The organism is Streptococcus sp. 2342, assembly GCF_013276795.1.
Taxonomy (GTDB): Bacteria; Bacillota; Bacilli; order Lactobacillales; family Streptococcaceae; genus Streptococcus.
Map to the genome: position 1 here is coordinate 698,077 of NZ_VMLR01000003.1, position 18,640 is coordinate 716,716.

Sequence of the window (18,640 nt, forward strand, 5' to 3'; positions counted from 1 at the left end):
AGAAAATAAATTTTGAATATTATAGAGGAAATCATGACAAAATTAAGAGAAGATATCCGTAACATTGCGATTATCGCCCACGTTGACCACGGTAAAACAACCCTCGTTGACGAATTATTGAAACAATCAGAAACGCTTGATGCACGTACTGAATTGGCTGAGCGTGCTATGGACTCAAACGATATCGAAAAAGAGCGTGGAATTACCATCCTTGCTAAAAATACAGCCGTTGCCTACAACGGAACTCGTATCAACATCATGGACACACCAGGACACGCGGACTTCGGTGGAGAAGTTGAGCGTATCATGAAAATGGTTGACGGTGTTGTCTTGGTCGTAGATGCCTACGAAGGAACAATGCCACAAACTCGTTTCGTATTGAAAAAAGCTTTGGAACAAGACCTTGTCCCAATCGTGGTTGTCAACAAAATCGATAAACCATCAGCTCGTCCAGCAGAAGTAGTGGATGAAGTCTTGGAACTTTTCATCGAGCTTGGTGCAGATGACGACCAGCTTGATTTCCCAGTGGTGTATGCTTCAGCTATCAACGGAACTTCTTCATTGTCAGATGATCCAGCTGATCAAGAAGCTACGATGGCACCAATCTTTGACACGATTATTGACCACATCCCAGCTCCAGTAGATAACTCAGATGAGCCTTTGCAGTTCCAAGTCTCACTTTTGGACTACAATGACTTCGTTGGACGTATCGGTATCGGTCGTGTCTTCCGTGGTACTGTTAAGGTTGGGGACCAAGTTACCCTTTCTAAACTAGATGGTACAACGAAGAACTTCCGTGTTACAAAACTCTTCGGTTTCTTTGGTTTGGAACGTCGTGAAATCCAAGAAGCTAAAGCAGGTGACTTGATTGCCGTTTCAGGTATGGAAGACATCTTTGTCGGTGAAACTATCACTCCGACAGACGCAGTTGAAGCTCTTCCAATCCTACACATCGATGAGCCAACTCTTCAAATGACTTTCTTGGTCAACAACTCACCATTTGCTGGTAAAGAAGGTAAATGGGTGACTTCTCGTAAGGTGGAAGAACGCTTGCAGGCAGAATTGCAAACAGACGTTTCCCTTCGTGTTGACCCAACTGATTCACCAGACAAATGGACTGTTTCAGGACGTGGAGAATTGCACTTGTCAATCCTTATCGAAACAATGCGTCGTGAGGGATATGAACTTCAAGTATCTCGTCCAGAAGTTATCGTAAAAGAAATCGACGGTGTTAAATGTGAGCCATTTGAACGTGTTCAAATCGATACTCCAGAAGAATACCAAGGGTCTGTTATCCAAAGCCTTTCTGAACGTAAGGGTGAAATGTTGGATATGATTTCAACTGGTAATGGTCAAACTCGTTTGGTTTTCCTTGTTCCAGCGCGTGGTTTGATTGGATACTCAACTGAGTTCTTGTCAATGACTCGTGGTTACGGTATCATGAACCATACCTTTGACCAATACTTGCCATTGATTCCAGGTGAAATTGGTGGTCGTCACCGTGGTGCCCTTGTTTCTATCGACGCTGGTAAGGCTACAACATACTCTATCATGTCTATCGAAGAACGTGGTACGATTTTTGTCAACCCAGGTACTGAAGTTTACGAAGGAATGATCATCGGTGAAAACTCTCGTGAAAATGACTTGACAGTTAACATCACTAAGGCGAAACAAATGACCAACGTTCGTTCAGCTACTAAGGACCAAACAGCTGTTATCAAGACACCTCGTATCTTGACACTTGAAGAGTCTCTTGAGTTCTTGAACGACGATGAGTACATGGAAGTAACGCCTGAGTCTATCCGTTTGCGTAAACAAATCCTTAACAAAGCAGAGCGTGAGAAAGCTAACAAGAAGAAAAAATCAGCTGAATAAGAGCTAGAAAGAGAGAAAGATGGTCTATTTAGTCCTAGGGATTTTACTGCTCCTACTCTATGTATTTGCGACACCAGAAAGCATTAAAGGGACAGTCAATATCGTCGCTATGGTATGTATTTTAGTGGCACTCTTGATTTTGTTGGCTCTATCTTTTCTGAAAATTTTTCAATTACCAACAGAAATGTTCCTAGCAATAGCCATGTTAATCCTAGCTTACTTTAGTGTGAGAGACATCACACTCATGCCAGTCAAAAAAGGTAAAAGAAGATAAAAAGAGAGTTTCAGCTCTCTTTTTTTGGTAGGAATTTTACAATAGTTTGAATTGTTTTTTACTATAACATCATCTCTTTTGCTTGGATAATATGAATGGGAAAAACTTGAATAAAATTCGTTAATGACATCTATTTTTTGGGGAACTGTAAAACTCTATTACTAACAATATTTTAGTAAAATATGTTGATAAATTATATAGAAAGTGATATACTTAAGTTATAAGAAATCGTTTTCAAAATAAGAAAGGATTAAATTTATACTCAATGAAAATCAAAGAGTAAACTAGGAAACTAGCCGCAGGCTGTACTTGAGTACGGCAAGGCGACGTTGACGCGGTTTGAAGAGATTTTTGAAGAGTATTGTTGTCTTGGTGCTCAGGGTGTGATGGATTAAACTAGGAAAATAATTCTAAGAATTTATAAAAGATAAAATCTTTTTCTATAGGGTTATTCTCTTATACAAGGAGTCTACTATGAAGAAACTATTCATATTATTATCAACTTTTTTTCTCAGCTTCTTCCTTGCTTGGATTATTGTCTTACGTGCGCCACAATATTTATATGCAAGCTATGATTCCGTCTCTTTACTTCGTGTCAAAAAAGATACTCAGGAACCGACGCGTGAGATATTTGAACAGGAATTGGAGAATTTTGCAAACTCAGAACAGAGTTTAATAGCTAGAAGAATTGTAGAGCCGAGTAAGGATGGGACGACCAACTTTACTTATGCAACTTATGGTCAGGGAACTTTACCAAAAGAATTCCAAGAAGCTAGCCAAGAAAGTCGTGAACGTAGTGATCCGCTAAATAGTTATCTCCTTTTGTCAGGCTCCTTGACGAAAGAAAAGCTTGCCGATAAATTAGGAGATTTGGGTTATAAAGCAATTGCTGACAGAAAGACACCTCCCTATTCCCTTGCTTTTAGAATGTTACTAATTCCCCTTATTTTAATTAGTTTAGCAATATTTGGCTTATCTTTCTTTGCTTTAGTGATTATCACTCGGATTAAGGAAATGAGAGCAGCAGGTATAAAACTCTTTTCTGGTCAGACTCTCTTATCCATCATGGGGCATTCTTTATCGACTGATATTAAGTGGCTCCTTCTATCAGCCCTCCTTTCCTTCCTAGGTGGGGGAGTCGTTCTTTTTAGTCAAGGTTTGTTTTATCCTATCTTGTTAGCCACCTATGGTTTTGGGATTAGTTTCTATCTGTTGTTTTTATTGGGTATTTCAATTTTACTAATGCTCCTTTATCTAATGAGTTTGAGTTATAAAGCATTAGTTCCTGTTATTAAGGGAAGATTACCCCTTAAACGCTTGATGGCTTTAACCCTATTGTGTCAGTTAGTAGCTGTTTTTACAGTGGGCTACGCTGTTAAGACAGGCTTGACATCTTACCAACGATTGAAAGAACTTGAAATTTCAAAACAAGCATGGCAGGACAGAGCAGACTATTATCAAATTTCTTTTGGCTTAGGTGATAGAGTAAAAGATACAGAAAATCAGAGCAAGTGGTATGCCTTTGCCAAGGAAGCAATCGAAGAAGAACAAGCTCTTTATGTAAAGGATAATCTGTTCCATTTTGCCAATCCTCAAGGAAAAAATGAACAGGGAGAGACACTGGATACCTATAGTCCAGATGCTAATGTTCTCTATGTCAGTCCAAGTTATTTGGACAAGGAAAATGTACCTGTAAATGGTGAGACTAGACAGAAACTAGCTCATCTTCAAAAAGGTGAATTTGGACTCTTATTACCAGAATCTCTTCGTTCACAGGAAGCAGAACTTAAGAAAGCTTTTGAAGAAAGATTGAGTTATTATGGAAAATCTGGTGAGGAGGCAAGCGCTCCTTTAGAGTATGAAATGAGAGCGATTGTTAGCTATCTTCCAACAGGAGAGAAGCGATTTATTTATAATAACGGTGAAAGCCCAGTATCCATTCAGTACTTAACCGATCCGATTTTAGTTGTATTTACTCCAACATCTACAGGTGATAGTTTCATTTCAAAATATGTTTGGTCTATCAATGCTGGAAAACAACTTTTTATCAAAGGATATGAGAGTGGGCTAGAACTCTTGAAGAAAGCTGGAATTTATGAGCAAGTATCCTATCTTAAAGAAGGAAGAAGTGTTTATCTAACTCGTTATAATGAAGTTCAAACTGAAACAGCAACTTTAATCTTAGGAGCTATTGTGGGGATAGCTAGTTCCTTGTTACTCTTTTATTCTGTCAATCTTCTATATTTCGAGCAATTCCGCCGAGATATTTTGATTAAACGAATTTCAGGTTTACGATTTTTTGAAACACATGCTCAGTATATGGTTAGTCAATTTGCCAGTTTTGTATTTGGTGCTAGTCTCTTTATTTTAAGCAGTCGAGACTTGGTGATTGGCTTGCTCACTTTATTAGTCTTTCTAGCTAGTGCAGTTTTGACGCTTTACCGTCAAGCTCAGAAAGAATCTCGTGTTTCTATGACAATTATGAAAGGAAAATAGGATGATTGAACTAAAGAATATATCTAAAAAATTTGGAAGCCGTCAGCTATTTTCAGATACGAATCTTCATTTTGAAGGTGGGAAAATTTATGCCTTAATCGGAACAAGTGGCTGTGGTAAGACAACACTCTTGAATATGATTGGACGATTAGAGCCATATGATAAAGGACAAATCATCTATGATGGCACTTCTCTTAAGGACATCAAGCCTTCTGTTTTCTTTAGAGATTACTTGGGATACTTATTTCAAGATTTTGGCTTAATTGAAAGCCAAACCGTCAAAGAGAATCTCAATCTGGGTTTAGTTGGTAAAAAGTTGAAGGAAAAAGAGAAAATCTCTTTGATGAAACAAGCTCTAAACCGTGTTAACCTCTCTTATTTAGATTTAAAGCAGCCTATCTTTGAATTATCAGGAGGAGAAGCACAACGTGTTGCACTAGCGAAGATAATTTTAAAGGATCCACCTTTGATTCTCGCAGATGAACCAACCGCTTCACTAGACCCCAAAAACTCTGAGGAATTACTTTCTATCCTAGAATCTTTAAAAAATCCGAATCGGACCATTATTATTGCGACCCACAATCCTCTGATTTGGGAACAAGTGGACCAAGTCATTCGAGTTACCGATTTATCACATAGATGATATGGTAAGATTCATACTCAATGAAAATCAAAAAGCAAACTAGGAAGCTAGCCGCAGGCTGTACTTGAGTACGGCAAGGCGAAGCTGACGTGGTTTGAAGAGATTTTCGAAGAGTATCAGTTAGAAGAAAGAGTCACAAACACACTTTGTGGCTTTTTTATTTCCATAAAAATGGTAAAATAGTAGGAGTAGAAATGGAGTTCGAGACATGAAAGTAATAGATCAATTTAAAAATAAGAAAGTCCTTGTTTTAGGTTTGGCCAAGTCTGGTGAATCTGCAGCTCGTTTGTTGGATAAGCTGGGTGCCATTGTGACAGTAAATGACGGGAAACCATTCGAGGACAATCCAGCTGCGCAAAGTTTGCTGGAAGAAGGGATCAAGGTCATCACAGGCGGTCATCCTTTGGAACTCTTGGATGAAGAGTTTGCCCTTATGGTAAAAAATCCAGGTATCCCTTACAGCAATCCCATGATTGAAAAGGCTTTGGCCAAGGGAATTCCAGTCTTGACTGAGGTGGAATTGGCTTATTTGATTTCTGAAGCACCGATTGTTGGTATTACTGGTTCGAATGGTAAAACAACCACAACGACTATGATTGGGGACGTTTTGACTGCTGCTGGGCAACATGGTCTTTTATCAGGAAATATCGGCTATCCAGCCAGTCAAGTGGCCCAAACTGCGTCAGACAAGGACACGCTTGTCATGGAGCTTTCTTCTTTCCAACTCATGGGAGTTCAAGAATTCCATCCTGAGATTGCGGTTATTACCAACCTCATGCCAACTCATATCGATTATCATGGTTCTTTTGAGGAATATGTAGCAGCTAAGTGGAATATCCAGAACAAGATGACAGCAGCTGATTTCCTTGTTTTGAACTTTAACCAAGACTTGGCAAAAGAATTGGCAAGAAAAACACAAGCTACAGTTGTACCATTCTCAACACTTGAAAAGGTTGATGGAGCTTATTTGGAAGATGGTCAGCTCTACTTCCGTGGGGAAGTAGTCATGGCAGCGAATGAAATCGGAGTTCCAGGTAGTCACAATGTGGAAAATGCGCTTGCGACTATTGCTGTAGCCAAGCTTCGTGGTGTTGATAACCAGATCATCAAAGAAACTCTTTCAGCCTTTGGTGGTGTCAAACACCGTCTCCAATTTGTGGATGCAATCAAGGGTGTCAAATTCTATAATGATAGCAAGTCAACCAATATCTTGGCTACTCAAAAAGCCTTGTCAGGATTTGACAACAGCAAGGTCATTTTGATTGCAGGTGGTTTGGACCGTGGTAATGAGTTTGACGAACTGGTGCCAGATATTACTGGACTCAAGAAGATGGTCATCTTGGGTCAGTCTGCAGAACGTGTCAAACGGGCAGCAGACAAGGCTGGTGTGGCATATGTGGATGCGACTGATATTGCAGATGCGACCCGCAAGGCCTATGAGCTTGCGACTCAAGGAGATGTGGTTCTTCTTAGTCCTGCTAATGCCAGCTGGGATATGTATGCTAACTTTGAAGTACGTGGCGACCTCTTTATCGACACAGTAGCGGAGTTAAAAGAATAATATGAAAAAAATTGTCTTTACAGGTGGGGGGACAGTTGGACACGTTACCCTCAATCTTTTGTTAATGCCCAAGTTCATCGAAGATGGCTGGGAAGTCCACTATATCGGGGACAAGCGTGGTATCGAACACCAAGAAATCCTCAAGTCAGGTCTGGATGTTACCTTCCATTCCATTGCTACTGGAAAATTGCGTCGTTATTTCTCTTGGCAAAATATGCTGGATGTCTTCAAAGTTGGTTGGGGAATTATCCAATCTCTCTTTATCATGTTGCGACTTCGTCCACAGGCCCTTTTCTCAAAAGGGGGCTTTGTCTCAGTACCGCCTGTTATCGCTGCGCGTGTGTCAGGAGTGCCAGTCTTTATTCACGAATCTGACCTGTCTATGGGCTTGGCCAATAAAATCGCCTATAAATTTGCGACCAAGATGTATTCAACCTTTGAGCAAGCTTCAAGTTTGTCTAAGGTTGAGCATGTGGGAGCAGTGACCAAGGTTTCAGACCAAAAAACTCTAGAACCCGATGAATTGGTGGATATTCAAACACACTTTAATCCCCAATTGCCAACTGTATTGTTTGTCGGCGGTTCTGCAGGTGCTCGTGTCTTTAACCAATTGGTGACAGACCATAAGAAAGAACTGACAGAGCGCTACAATATTATCAATTTAACTGGAGATTCTAGCCTGAACGAGTTGAGCCAAAATCTTTTTCGTGTTGACTATGTGACCAATCTCTATCAACCCTTGATGGAATTGGCTGATATTGTTGTGACACGTGGTGGTGCTAATACGATTTTTGAGCTCTTGGCCATGGCAAAATTGCATGTTATTGTGCCACTTGGTCGTGAAGCTAGTCGTGGAGACCAGATTGAGAACGCAGCCTACTTTGTAAAAAAAGGCTATGCAGAAGAGCTTCAAGAAAGTGATTTGACTTTGGATAGTTTGGAAGAGAAGCTGTCTCACTTACTAAGCCACAAGGAAGAATACAAAGCTAAGATGAAGGCTTCTAAGGAATTGAAATCTCTAGCAGATTTTTATCAACTGTTGAAAAAAGATTTATCATAAGGAAAGTAAATGTCAAAAGATAAGAAAAATGAGGGCAAAGAAATCCTCGAAGAATTTAAAGAGTTATCAGAATGGCAGAAACGGAACCAAGAATATCTAAAAAAGAAGGCTGAAGAAGAGGCAGCCCTAGCTGAGGAGAAAGAAAAGGAAAGACAAGCTCGAATGGCTTCAAAATCTGAAGATTCAGATGAAACTGAAGACCAAGAGAGTGAATCTAATCCAAAGGATCCAGAATCAGCTAAGGAAGAGTTTGAAGAAAAAGTAGAAGCCCCAGAGGGTGACAAAGAGGAAGAAGAGATAGAAGAATCAGGGGCTAAAGAGGACGAAGAACAGGATAAAAAGCTTGCTAAAAAGGCTGCAAAGGAAAAACTAGCCAAAGCAAAGATTCCTGGCCTCCATATCTTGCGAGCCTTCACGATTTTATTTCCAAGTCTGCTTTTATTGATTGTCTCTGCCTACCTACTCAGTCCTTATGCGACCATGAAGGATATTCGTGTTGAGGGAATGGTGCACACTACGGCTGATGATATTCGACAGGCTTCAGGCATTCAGGATTCGGATTATACGATTAGCCTTCTGCTAGACAGGGCAAAATATGAAGAGCAGATTAAGTCTAACTATTGGGTTGAATCAGCTCAACTTGTCTATCAATTTCCAACCAAGTTCACTATCAAGGTCAAGGAATACGATATTGTGGCCTACTATGTTTCTGGTGAAAATCATTATCCTATTCTTTCCAGCGGTCAGCTTGAGACCAGTGCTGTGAGCTTGGTTAGTCTCCCAGAAACTTATATATCAGTTCTCTTTAATGACAGCGAACAAATCAAGGCTTTTGTCTCAGAACTTGCTCAAATTAGCCCAGAACTCAAGGCTGCTATCCAAAAGGTGGAATTAGCTCCCAGCAAGGTCACTTCCGATTTAATTCGATTGACCATGAATGATTCGGACGAAGTCTTGGTTCCGCTTTCTGAAATGAGTAAGAAACTGCCTTATTACAGCAAGATTAAGCCTCAATTGTCAGAACCGAGTGTGGTCGATATGGAAGCTGGAATTTACAGTTACACAGTGGCGGATAAATTGATTATGGAAGCTGAGGAAAAAGCCAAACAAGAGGCTAAGGAAGCCGAGAAAAAGCAGGAAGAAGAACGTAAACGTTTAGAAGAAGAACAGAAAAAACAAGAGGAAGAGAGCAATCGAAACCAAACGACCCAGCGCTCATCGCGTCGCTAGTCTTACCTTTTCTCCTATAGCTCTTTAGTGACCATATTTTTACTTGACAAGTGCTGGTAGAAATAATAGAATAGTAAAAAACCTTTAAAGCAGTCCAGAGAGGCAGCTAAGGTTAAACGGTGAAAGGGTGGAGACTACCCATTTTTCGTGGAACCTTGCTGTTGGCAGGTTCCTTTTTTCGTGGCTTCTTGTGGCCAGACTCTCTCACTAGCAAAGGTAAAAGGAGAAACCTATGCGAGAACATCGTCCAGTTATTGCTCTTGATTTTCCTAGTTTTGAGGTGGTCAAGGAATTCTTAGCTCTTTTTCCAGCAGAAGAAAGCCTTTATCTTAAGGTAGGGATGGAGCTTTATTACGCAACGGGGCCTGAGATTGTGTCTTACTTGAAAGGCCTGGGGCACAGTGTCTTTTTGGATCTCAAGCTGCATGACATTCCTAATACAGTCAAGTCAGCCATGAAGGTCTTGTCTCAGCTTGGTGTGGATATGACTAATGTTCATGCGGCTGGTGGTGTAGAGATGATGAAGGCGGCGCGTGAAGGTCTTGGAAACCAAGCCAAATTGATCGCTGTAACGCAGCTCACATCAACATCAGAAGCTCAGATGAAGGAGTTCCAAAATATCCAAACTAGCCTGCAAGAGTCTGTGATTCATTATGCTAAGAAGACAGCTGAAGCGGGATTAGATGGTGTTGTCTGCTCGGCTCAGGAAGTGCAAGTCATCAAGCAGGCTACCAATCCAGATTTTATCTGTCTGACACCGGGGATTCGTCCAGCAGGTGCTGCAGTTGGAGACCAAAAACGCGTCATGACACCTGCTGATGCCTATCAAATCGGCAGTGACTATATCGTAGTGGGACGTCCCATTACCCAAGCTGAGGATCCTGTTGTAGCTTATCATGCCATCAAGGATGAATGGACACAGGACTGGAATTAAAGAACTAGATTAGAAAAATAAAAGGAGAAGACCATGACACTTGCTAAAGATATTGCTAGCCACCTCTTAAAAATCCAAGCCGTTTACCTCAAACCAGAGGAGCCTTTCACTTGGGCCTCTGGTATCAAGTCACCCATTTATACGGATAACCGTGTGACATTAGCCTATCCAGAAACTCGTACCCTAATTGAAAATGGCTTTGTAGATGCTATCAAAGAAGCCTTTCCAGAGGTAGAAGTGATTGCAGGAACTGCAACAGCAGGGATTCCACACGGAGCTATTATTGCTGACAAGATGAATCTGCCATTTGCCTATATCCGTAGCAAACCAAAAGACCACGGAGCTGGTAATCAAATTGAAGGCCGTGTAGCTCAAGGTCAAAAAATGGTAGTGGTTGAAGACCTCATTTCAACTGGTGGTTCTGTTCTTGAAGCCGTAGCAGCAGCTAAACGCGAAGGAGCAGATGTACTTGGAGTTGTAGCGATTTTTAGTTACCAATTGCCAAAAGCAGATAAGAACTTTGCAGATGCTGGTGTTAAACTTGTGACGCTTTCTAACTACAGTGAACTCATTCACCTAGCCCAAGAAGAAGGATATATCACACCAGAGGGACTCGATCTTCTAAAACGCTTTAAAGAAGACCAAGAAAATTGGCAAAACGTTTAAAACATAGAAAATCAGGTGGTTGCTAGGATTACCTGATTTTGTTTTTAATACTAGAAAATGAAAAGATTATTTGAATTTCCATAACTTAAGAAAGTTTATCATTTTTAATTATCTCTGTAAAATGATTGAAAGCATGAAATTTCCAAACAAAATATTTGAAAAATTTTGAAAAAAGAGTTAAAATATTTTTGTAATATAAAAAGCAAACGCTTACTTATTAAGGAGGGCATTTTATGTCATACAAAACAAGCAATGCAGAAGGGCATGTAGATTTCATCAATACCTATGATTTGGAGCCCATGGCGCAAAAAGTGATCCCTAAAGCAGCATTTGGCTATATCGCCAGTGGAGCAGAGGATACTTTCACTTTAAGAGAGAATATTCGTGCTTTTAACCACAAGCTCATCGTTCCTCATACACTTTGCAATGTAGAAAATCCAAGTACAGAGATTGAATTTGCAGGCGAAAAATTGTCTTCACCAATCATTATGGCGCCTGTTGCGGCTCATAAATTGGCAAACGAACAAGGTGAAGTGGCGACTGCGCGTGGTGTGCATGAGTTCGGTTCGCTTTATACAACTAGCTCATACTCTACTGTTGACCTTCCAGAGATTTCTGAAGCCCTTCAAGGGACACCACATTGGTTCCAGTTTTACTTTAGTAAGGATGACGGTATCAACCGCCACATCATGGACCGTGTGAAGGCTGAAGGCTATAAAGCGATTGTCTTGACGGCAGATGCTACTGTAGGGGGTAATCGTGAGGTTGATAAGCGTAATGGGTTTGTCTTCCCAGTTGGCATGCCGATTGTTGAAGAATACCTGCCAGAAGGTGCTGGTAAATCAATGGACTTTGTTTACAAATCAGCTAAACAACGCTTGTCTCCACGTGATGTAGAATTTATCGCTGAATACTCTGGTCTTCCTGTGTATGTCAAGGGACCACAATGCCGTGAGGACGTTGAACGTTCGCTTGCTGCAGGAGCTTCTGGTATCTGGGTAACCAACCACGGTGGTCGTCAAATCGACGGTGGACCAGCTGCCTTTGACTCGCTTCAAGAAGTGGCAGAAGCAGTTGATAAACGTGTGCCAATCGTCTTTGACTCTGGTGTTCGTCGTGGTCAACATGTCTTTAAAGCCTTGGCTTCAGGAGCAGACTTGGTAGCTATTGGTCGTCCGGTTATCTATGGTCTGGCTCTCGGCGGTAGTGTTGGTGTGCGTCAAGTCTTTGAACACTTGAATGCAGAATTGAAGACAGTCATGCAATTGTCTGGAACTCAGACCATTGAAGATGTCAAACACTTCAAGCTCCGTCACAATCCATACAACCCAACCTTCCCAGTTGACCCACGTGACTTAAAATTGTATTGATAAAATGCTTGCCTCCACTGAATGTGGAGGTTTTTGGTTATGTATTAGAAGTTTAAATAAGATCAATCTGTATCAAGAAAACTATATAAAGATATTTTTCGGTCAAATATCTTGCTAGGGCTTTCATTTTTTGCTATACTGGTGCAGTAATTAAATAATAAAGACATTTGGGGTGCTTTAGGCTGAGATGATACCCATTGAACCTGATACAGTTAAGACTGGCGAAGGGAAATGTGAACAGTTTTTTCGTATGGTGAAATGAACGATCTAATCTTGTAAGTCAACTCTAATTCTTGATTGTAATTGGAGTTTTTTTGTTTATATAAAACTGGATAGGCTTGTTTAGGTAGCTCTCTGCAAATGCCCTAGATTTTCTTTAACAGGGTCAAGTGAAACTAGGATTTTGCTTGGTATTTTATTGATTACTAAGGAGTAAAGAGAGGAAAAATAAATATGGAAACACAGATTTATGCATTTCAGCCAGGTTTGACTGTTGGAGAATTATTAAAAAGTAGTCAGAAGGATTGGCAGGCTGCTGTCAATCATCGTTTTGTCAAGGAACTTTTTGCAGGGACAATTCAGAATAAGGTCTTAAAAGACTACCTAATTCAAGATTATCACTTCTTTGATGCCTTCTTATCCATGCTGGGTGCCTGCGTAGCCCACGCAGACCAGCTTGAATCCAAGCTTCGTTTTGCCAAGCAACTAGGTTTTCTTGAAGCAGATGAAGACGGTTATTTCCAAAAGGCTTTCAAAGAGTTAAAAGTATCTGAGAATGACTATCTGGAAGTGACCTTGCACCCTGTAACAAAAGCCTTTCAGGATCTTATGTATTCGGCAGTGTCTTCATCAGACTATGCCCATCTTTTGGTCATGCTGGTCATTGCAGAAGGTCTCTATTTAGACTGGGGTTCTAAAGATTTGGCTCTACCTGAAGCCTACATTCATTCGGAATGGATCAATCTCCACAGAGGTCCTTTCTTTGCAGAGTGGGTTCAATTTCTTATTGACGAACTCAATCGTGTCGGGAAAGGTCGAGAAGATTTGACAGAACTTCAGCAACGCTGGAATCAAGCGGTCGCTTTAGAATTGGCCTTTTTTGATATTGGTTATGACGCCTAGAGAAAGTTTAGGATATTTACAAATTTGATGAGGTACATCATTCAATGTAAATGAAAAAAATTTCTTAACAAAAGATAGAGATAAATCGAAATCAGTATATCGTATAAAGTGAAAAGGAAGAATTTCAATATGACAAGTTTAAAATTATTAAAAGAAAAAGCACCATTAGTCATTTGTATCACCAATGATGTAGTAAAAAATTTCACAGCAAATGGATTAGTAGCACTGGGTGCATCACCAGCCATGAGTGAGTTTCCAGCAGATTTAGAGGATTTGTTAAAGTATGCTGGAGGATTATTGATTAACATTGGGACTTTAACGGATGATAATTGGAAGCTGTACCAAGAGGCATTAAAAATAACTGAAAAATATAATGTACCTGCAGTATTAGATCCTGTAGCCTGTGGAGCGGGAGCTTATAGAAAAAAAGTATCAGATGATTTAATAAATAATTACAAACTGGCAGCTATTAGAGGAAATGCAGGAGAGATTGCATCTTTAGTCGGCATAAATGTAGCCTCTAAGGGAGTAGACAGTGCAGGAGTAGATAATATTGATGAAATTGCTTTAGCAGCAAATGCTAAGTTTAATATTCCAATAGTAGTAACTGGGGAGGTTGATGCTATTGCTGTTAATGGTGAGGTAGTGACTATCCATAACGGAAGTGCAATGATGCCGAAAGTTATTGGAACAGGATGTTTATTAGGAGCTGTATTAGCGAGCTTTATAGGACTAGAAAAAGGACAAGAATTGAAATCTTTAGAAACAGCAATGTTAGCATATAATATTGCTGGGGAAATGGCAGAAAAGCGTCCTAATGGACATCTACCAGGAACGTTTAAAGTTGAATTTATTAATGCATTATATGAAGTTACTGATAAAGATATAGAAACATTTAAAAAGGTGAAATAAGATGTTTAATAAAGAACTATTAAAATTATATTTTATTTGTGGAACGACTACTTGCTTAGGTAAGGATTTATATACAGTTGTTGAAGATTCTTTAAAAGGTGGTATAACTTTATTTCAATTTCGAGAAAAAGGTAAAGGTGCTTTAGAAGGTAAAGAAAAACTGGAATTAGCAATAAAACTTAAAAAACTTTGTAAAAAATACAATGTACCGTTTATCGTAAATGATGATATAGAGTTGGCATTAGAAATAGATGCTGATGGGGTTCATGTAGGACAAGATGACCTAGGTGTTGATGAAATTAGAAAATTGATGCCAGATAAAATAATTGGTCTTTCTATAAAAAACGAGAAAGAATTTCAACAGTCAAAAGTTGAATATGTAGATTATGTTGGTGTTGGTCCTGTATTTGATACCCAGTCAAAAGATGATGCTGGTGGCGCTATAGGTTATGAAGGTCTTAAATTGATGAGAAAACTATTGCCACAAATGCCCTTAGTTGCAATTGGTGGGATACAGACGCAACATATTAAAGACATTATGAAGACCAATGTTGACGGTGTTTCAATCATTTCAGCAATATCGTATGCAAAAAATATAGAAAAAACTGTTCGAGAAATGAGTGAACAATAGGTATCTATCCTTGGATTCTAAGTAAGTGGAAGTTTTCCTTTTCTAAAAAGATATGTCCAGATTCAGCTTGAATGGCTAATTCATCAAACAGGTCATTTGTTTTTTGCAAAAGAAAGATCTGCTGTCTTTGTGAGTGCAAGGCTGTATTTCCAGTTCAATTTCTTGAACTAGTATAAAATGTGTGTTATAATAATCACATAATTAAATAATAAAGACATTTGGGGTGCTTTAGGCTGAGATGATACCCATTGAACCTGATACAGTTAAGACTGGCGAAGGGAAATGTGAAACGCTTTTTTCGTATGTCGAAAAGAACGGTCTAATCTTGTAAGCTGAACTCTAATTCTCGTTTGTAATTGGAGTTTTTTTGTTTATTAAAAGAGGATAGTCTGGACGTTAATACTCAATGAAAATCAAAGAGCAAACTAGGAAACTGGCCGCAGGCTGTACTTGAGTACGGCAAGGCGACGTTGACGTGGTTTGAATTTGATTTTCGAAGAGTATAAGCCTTTTGGCAGCTCACCTTGAGCACCCCACTTTTCTTTAAAAAGGAGTTTTTTATGTTGAAAAAATGGCAGCTAAAAGATGTTATTTTGCTTGCTTTCTTGTCTATCTTTTTTGGTGGGGTTTTCGTTGGTTCAGGATATGTGTATAATATTCTCAGCCTACTCTTAACACCTCTTGGTTTACAGGCTTTTGCCAATGAAATCCTTTTTGGACTCTGGTGTATGGCTGCGCCCATTGCTGCCATCTTTGTTCCGAGAGTCGGAAGTGCAACGATTGGAGAAGTGCTAGCTGCGCTTGCTGAAGTCCTTTATGGTAGCCAATTCGGTCTAGGTGCCCTTTTGTCTGGCTTGGTTCAAGGTTTGGGAAGTGAACTTGGTTTTATCGTAACCAAGAATCGCTATGAAAGTTGGCTCTCTCTAACTGCCAATAGTATTGGGATTACGCTTGTTAGCTTTGTCTATGAATACATTAAGTTAGGTTACTACGCCTTTTCAGTGCCTTTTGTACTTTCCTTGCTAGTGGTACGTTTTATTTCTGTTTATTTCTTCTGTACTATCTTGGTTCGTGCCATTGTCAAACTCTATCATCAGTTTGCAACTGGAGGAAAAGCATAGATGGGTCTGGAATTACGGGAGATTCAGTCCCCAATTTTTTCGGAACCGATTGATTTTACTTTTCATGCGCAAGCCTTTACCTTGTTAGTTGGGAGCAGTGGTTCTGGAAAATCGTGTCTCTTTCAAATGATTGCCCAAGTTAGTTCTCTTCCCTATAATGGTCAAGTCCTGATAAATGGGAGCGAGGTCAGTCAGCTTTCTATCATCGAACGTGTTCAAACGGTTGGTATTCTCTTTCAAAATCCCAATCATCAATTTACCATGGAGAGCTTGTTTGAGGAGCTGATTTTTACCTTGGAAAATATCGGCTATCACCTTCAGGAAATTGATTCTAAAATAGCAGAGGTTGTCCAGCAATGTCGTTGCAAGGACATCTTGCACCGTCCCATCCATCACTTATCAGGTGGAGAAAAGCAAAAGGCTGCTTTGGCTGTTCTCTTTGCTATGAATCCTAGGGTCTATCTATTAGATGAGCCCTTTGCTTCCATTGATCGCAAGAGTAGGATAGAGATATTGGAGATTCTAAAAGAGTTGGTCTCTAATGGGAAGACAGTTATTTTGTGCGACCATGATTTATCTGATTATGAAGCCTATATCGACCATATGGTGGAGCTAAGAGACGGACAACTAAGGGAAGTGTTTCAAATCCCTACCTCTGAGATGACACAGGTTGCTTCAAAGGAGGTTGCTTCTAGCCCAGAACTATTCTATATGGACCGAATCACTTGTGAACTGGATAAGCACCCCCTCTTTTCGATTGCGGATTTTACATTCTACCAAGGAATTTCCTGTATCTTGGGTGATAATGGTGTCGGGAAATCAACCCTTTTTCGGTCTATTCTTCAATTTCAAAAGTATAAGGGGCGTATTACCTGGAAGGGGACAGTCCTGAAAAAGAAAAAGAGTTTGTATCGTGACCTGACGGGTGTTGTTCAGGAAGCTGAGAAACAGTTTATCAGAGTCAGTCTGCGAGAGGAACTTCAATTAGATGGACCTGATTCTGAAAGAAATCAACGAATTTTCCAAGCTTTACGATATTTTGATTTGGAGCAGGCACTCGATAAGAGTCCCTATCAATTAAGTGGTGGCCAGCAAAAGATTCTTCAGCTCTTGACCATCTTGACCAGCAAGGCTTCTGTGATCTTGCTAGATGAACCTTTTGCAGGTTTGGATGATAGAGCCTGCCATTATTTTTGTCATTGGATTCTGGAGGAGAGAAATCAAGGAAGAAGTTTTCTGATCATTAGCCATCGTTTGGATCCCTTGATCTCTGTGGTTGATTATTGGATTGAGATGACTAGTCAGGGTCTTCGTCATGTGAAAGAAGTGACCATTACCAAACCACTTACATCTCAGAGTAGCAATATCCAAGGGGAGGTGAGATAGTATGGTCAAAGTAGCAACCCAGACACCGATTATCAGTCTCTTTTTGCTGATTTTATCCTTGGAAACATCTTTTATTCCTTCGATTGCTCTGAATCTTTCGGTAGTCGCATTCTGTATTCTCTTTATGCTCTATTACCGGCGATTTAAAATGTTAGCTTGGATGATCATACTTGCCATTTTGCCATCCTTTGCCAACTACTGGGCAGTTCAGTTACATGGGGATGCTTCGCAGGCAGTCATACTTGGAACCAGAGCTTTTGTGACAGTTTGTATAGGGGTTGTATTTATCTCAAGCATCTCACTAAAAGAGCTTCTCTTGTACTTGGCTCAAAAGGGGTTATCACGGTCATGGGCCTATGCCTTGATTGTGGTATTCAATTCCTTTCCCCTTATTCAGCAAGAAATCAAGTCTCTCAAGGAAGCTTGCTTATTACGCGGTCAAGAACTGCATTTTTGGTCGCCCTTGATTTACAGCAAGGTTCTGATGACAGTCTTTAGGTGGCGCCATCTTTACCTGAGAGCTCTATCGGCGCATGGATATGACGAACATGCACAGGTGGAGAATAGCTATCGGACTTTTTATATTCCTAAAAGGACAATATTCATCTACCTGCTGTTCTTTTTATTGCTTCAAACCAGTCTATTTTTATAAAGGAGTTATTATGGAATTTACAGATATTGCGATGGAATTATCCAGGGAAGCTTGGCAGACTTCTTTTCATCATCCCTTTATTTTACAATTACAAGAGGGAAATTTAGACCCTGCCATTTTCCGCTATTACCTGATTCAGGATGCCTACTATCTGAAGGCCTTCTCAGAAATCTATCACCTTTTGGCTGATAAGACTTCAAACCAAGAGATGAAAAGACTCTTGAAACAAAATGCTCAGAGTCTAGTGGAAGGTGAGTTATTTATCCGCCAACAATTTTTCAAGGAATTGGAAATCAGCGATCAGGAAATGGAGCAACATCCAATCGCTCCCACCTGCTATCATTACATTTCTCACATTTATCGTCAATTTGAAGAAGCAAATCTAGCCATTGCCTTTTCAAGTTTGCTGCCTTGTCCTTGGCTATATCATGATATAGGCAAATCACTTAATCTTAAACCATCACCAAATCCTCTCTACCAACAATGGATTGAAACTTATATTACGGATGAGTTGGAGCAACAGATCAGAGAGGAGGGAGCGCTGGTCAATCAACTCTATCGCGAAAGTGATGAGACAGACAAGAAAAAAATGCTAGATGCCTTCCACATCAGTGTTCATATGGAAGCCAAGTTTTGGCAAATGGCCTACCAACACCAGACATGGAAGAGTGATTTACAGTCTTTAGAAAAAGGAGAAGAATAGAAAC

At 40.0% G+C, this 18,640-nt stretch carries 17 protein-coding genes and 2 riboswitches; all 17 genes read left to right on the forward strand.

All coding sequences use genetic code 11. The features are described 5' to 3' along the window. Positions 1-33: 33 nt before the first annotated feature. The 17 genes from typA (at position 34) to tenA (ending at position 18,636) form a co-directional block, all read left to right on the forward strand. A complete protein-coding gene (gene typA / locus HT689_RS05785) occupies positions 34-1,875 on the forward strand; it encodes a translational GTPase TypA (protein ID WP_000164111.1) in 1,842 nt (613 codons plus the stop codon). Between the two features lie 19 nt (positions 1,876-1,894). After that, entirely contained in the window at positions 1,895-2,149 is a 255-nt protein-coding gene (locus tag HT689_RS05790; protein ID WP_000262797.1) for a DUF3165 family protein, read from the forward strand. A 474-nt stretch (positions 2,150-2,623) separates the two neighbouring features. Next, the gene (locus HT689_RS05795; RefSeq protein ID WP_173225356.1) at positions 2,624-4,645 is read left to right on the forward strand and encodes a bacteriocin-associated integral membrane family protein; all 2,022 of its coding nucleotides are present in this window, start codon (positions 2,624-2,626) and stop codon (positions 4,643-4,645) included. Between the two features lies 1 nt (position 4,646). Next, positions 4,647-5,288 carry an ABC transporter ATP-binding protein gene (locus HT689_RS05800; RefSeq protein ID WP_000571283.1) on the forward strand — a complete coding sequence of 214 codons (642 nt, stop codon included), beginning with the start codon at positions 4,647-4,649 and terminating at the stop codon, positions 5,286-5,288. A 208-nt stretch (positions 5,289-5,496) separates the two neighbouring features. Then, positions 5,497-6,849 (forward strand): UDP-N-acetylmuramoyl-L-alanine--D-glutamate ligase, encoded by a 1,353-nt coding sequence (gene murD, locus HT689_RS05805; RefSeq protein WP_173225353.1) that lies wholly within the window; start codon positions 5,497-5,499, stop codon positions 6,847-6,849. Position 6,850: 1 nt separating this feature from the next. Then, entirely contained in the window at positions 6,851-7,909 is a 1,059-nt protein-coding gene (locus HT689_RS05810; RefSeq protein WP_173225350.1) for a UDP-N-acetylglucosamine--N-acetylmuramyl-(pentapeptide) pyrophosphoryl-undecaprenol N-acetylglucosamine transferase, read from the forward strand. Between the two features lie 9 nt (positions 7,910-7,918). After that, positions 7,919-9,139, forward strand: a complete 1,221-nt coding sequence (locus tag HT689_RS05815; RefSeq protein WP_173225347.1) for a cell division protein FtsQ/DivIB — start codon at positions 7,919-7,921, stop codon at positions 9,137-9,139. A 232-nt stretch (positions 9,140-9,371) separates the two neighbouring features. Continuing rightward, complete coding sequence (gene pyrF, locus HT689_RS05820) at positions 9,372-10,073, forward strand: orotidine-5'-phosphate decarboxylase (protein ID WP_173225344.1); 702 nt, start codon at positions 9,372-9,374, stop codon at positions 10,071-10,073. A gap of 33 nt (positions 10,074-10,106) precedes the next feature. After that, entirely contained in the window at positions 10,107-10,739 is a 633-nt protein-coding gene (gene pyrE / locus HT689_RS05825; protein ID WP_173225341.1) for an orotate phosphoribosyltransferase, read from the forward strand. Between the two features lie 233 nt (positions 10,740-10,972). Next, positions 10,973-12,109 carry an L-lactate oxidase gene (gene lctO, locus HT689_RS05830; RefSeq protein ID WP_088791092.1) on the forward strand — a complete coding sequence of 379 codons (1,137 nt, stop codon included), beginning with the start codon at positions 10,973-10,975 and terminating at the stop codon, positions 12,107-12,109. A 158-nt stretch (positions 12,110-12,267) separates the two neighbouring features. Beyond that, positions 12,268-12,356, forward strand: a riboswitch (TPP riboswitch). A gap of 206 nt (positions 12,357-12,562) precedes the next feature. After that, positions 12,563-13,231 (forward strand): TenA family protein, encoded by a 669-nt coding sequence (locus HT689_RS05835; protein ID WP_173225336.1) that lies wholly within the window; start codon positions 12,563-12,565, stop codon positions 13,229-13,231. Between the two features lie 129 nt (positions 13,232-13,360). Beyond that, positions 13,361-14,143: a hydroxyethylthiazole kinase gene (thiM, locus tag HT689_RS05840; RefSeq protein WP_173225333.1), complete on the forward strand. Its 783-nt coding sequence runs from the start codon at positions 13,361-13,363 to the stop codon at positions 14,141-14,143. A 1-nt stretch (position 14,144) separates the two neighbouring features. Further along, a complete protein-coding gene (gene thiE, locus HT689_RS05845) occupies positions 14,145-14,774 on the forward strand; it encodes a thiamine phosphate synthase (protein ID WP_166731202.1) in 630 nt (209 codons plus the stop codon). A gap of 209 nt (positions 14,775-14,983) precedes the next feature. Further along, positions 14,984-15,072, forward strand: a riboswitch (TPP riboswitch). A 262-nt stretch (positions 15,073-15,334) separates the two neighbouring features. Further along, complete coding sequence (locus tag HT689_RS05850; RefSeq protein WP_173225269.1) at positions 15,335-15,895, forward strand: ECF transporter S component; 561 nt, start codon at positions 15,335-15,337, stop codon at positions 15,893-15,895. After that, a complete protein-coding gene (locus tag HT689_RS05855) occupies positions 15,896-17,281 on the forward strand; it encodes an ABC transporter ATP-binding protein (protein WP_173225272.1) in 1,386 nt (461 codons plus the stop codon). A gap of 1 nt (position 17,282) precedes the next feature. Then, positions 17,283-17,933 carry an energy-coupling factor transporter transmembrane component T gene (locus HT689_RS05860; RefSeq protein WP_050242361.1) on the forward strand — a complete coding sequence of 217 codons (651 nt, stop codon included), beginning with the start codon at positions 17,283-17,285 and terminating at the stop codon, positions 17,931-17,933. Positions 17,934-17,943: 10 nt separating this feature from the next. Further along, on the forward strand, positions 17,944-18,636 hold the full coding sequence (gene tenA / locus HT689_RS05865) for a thiaminase II (RefSeq protein ID WP_173225275.1): 693 nt from the start codon (positions 17,944-17,946) through the stop codon (positions 18,634-18,636). Positions 18,637-18,640: the final 4 nt, after the last annotated feature.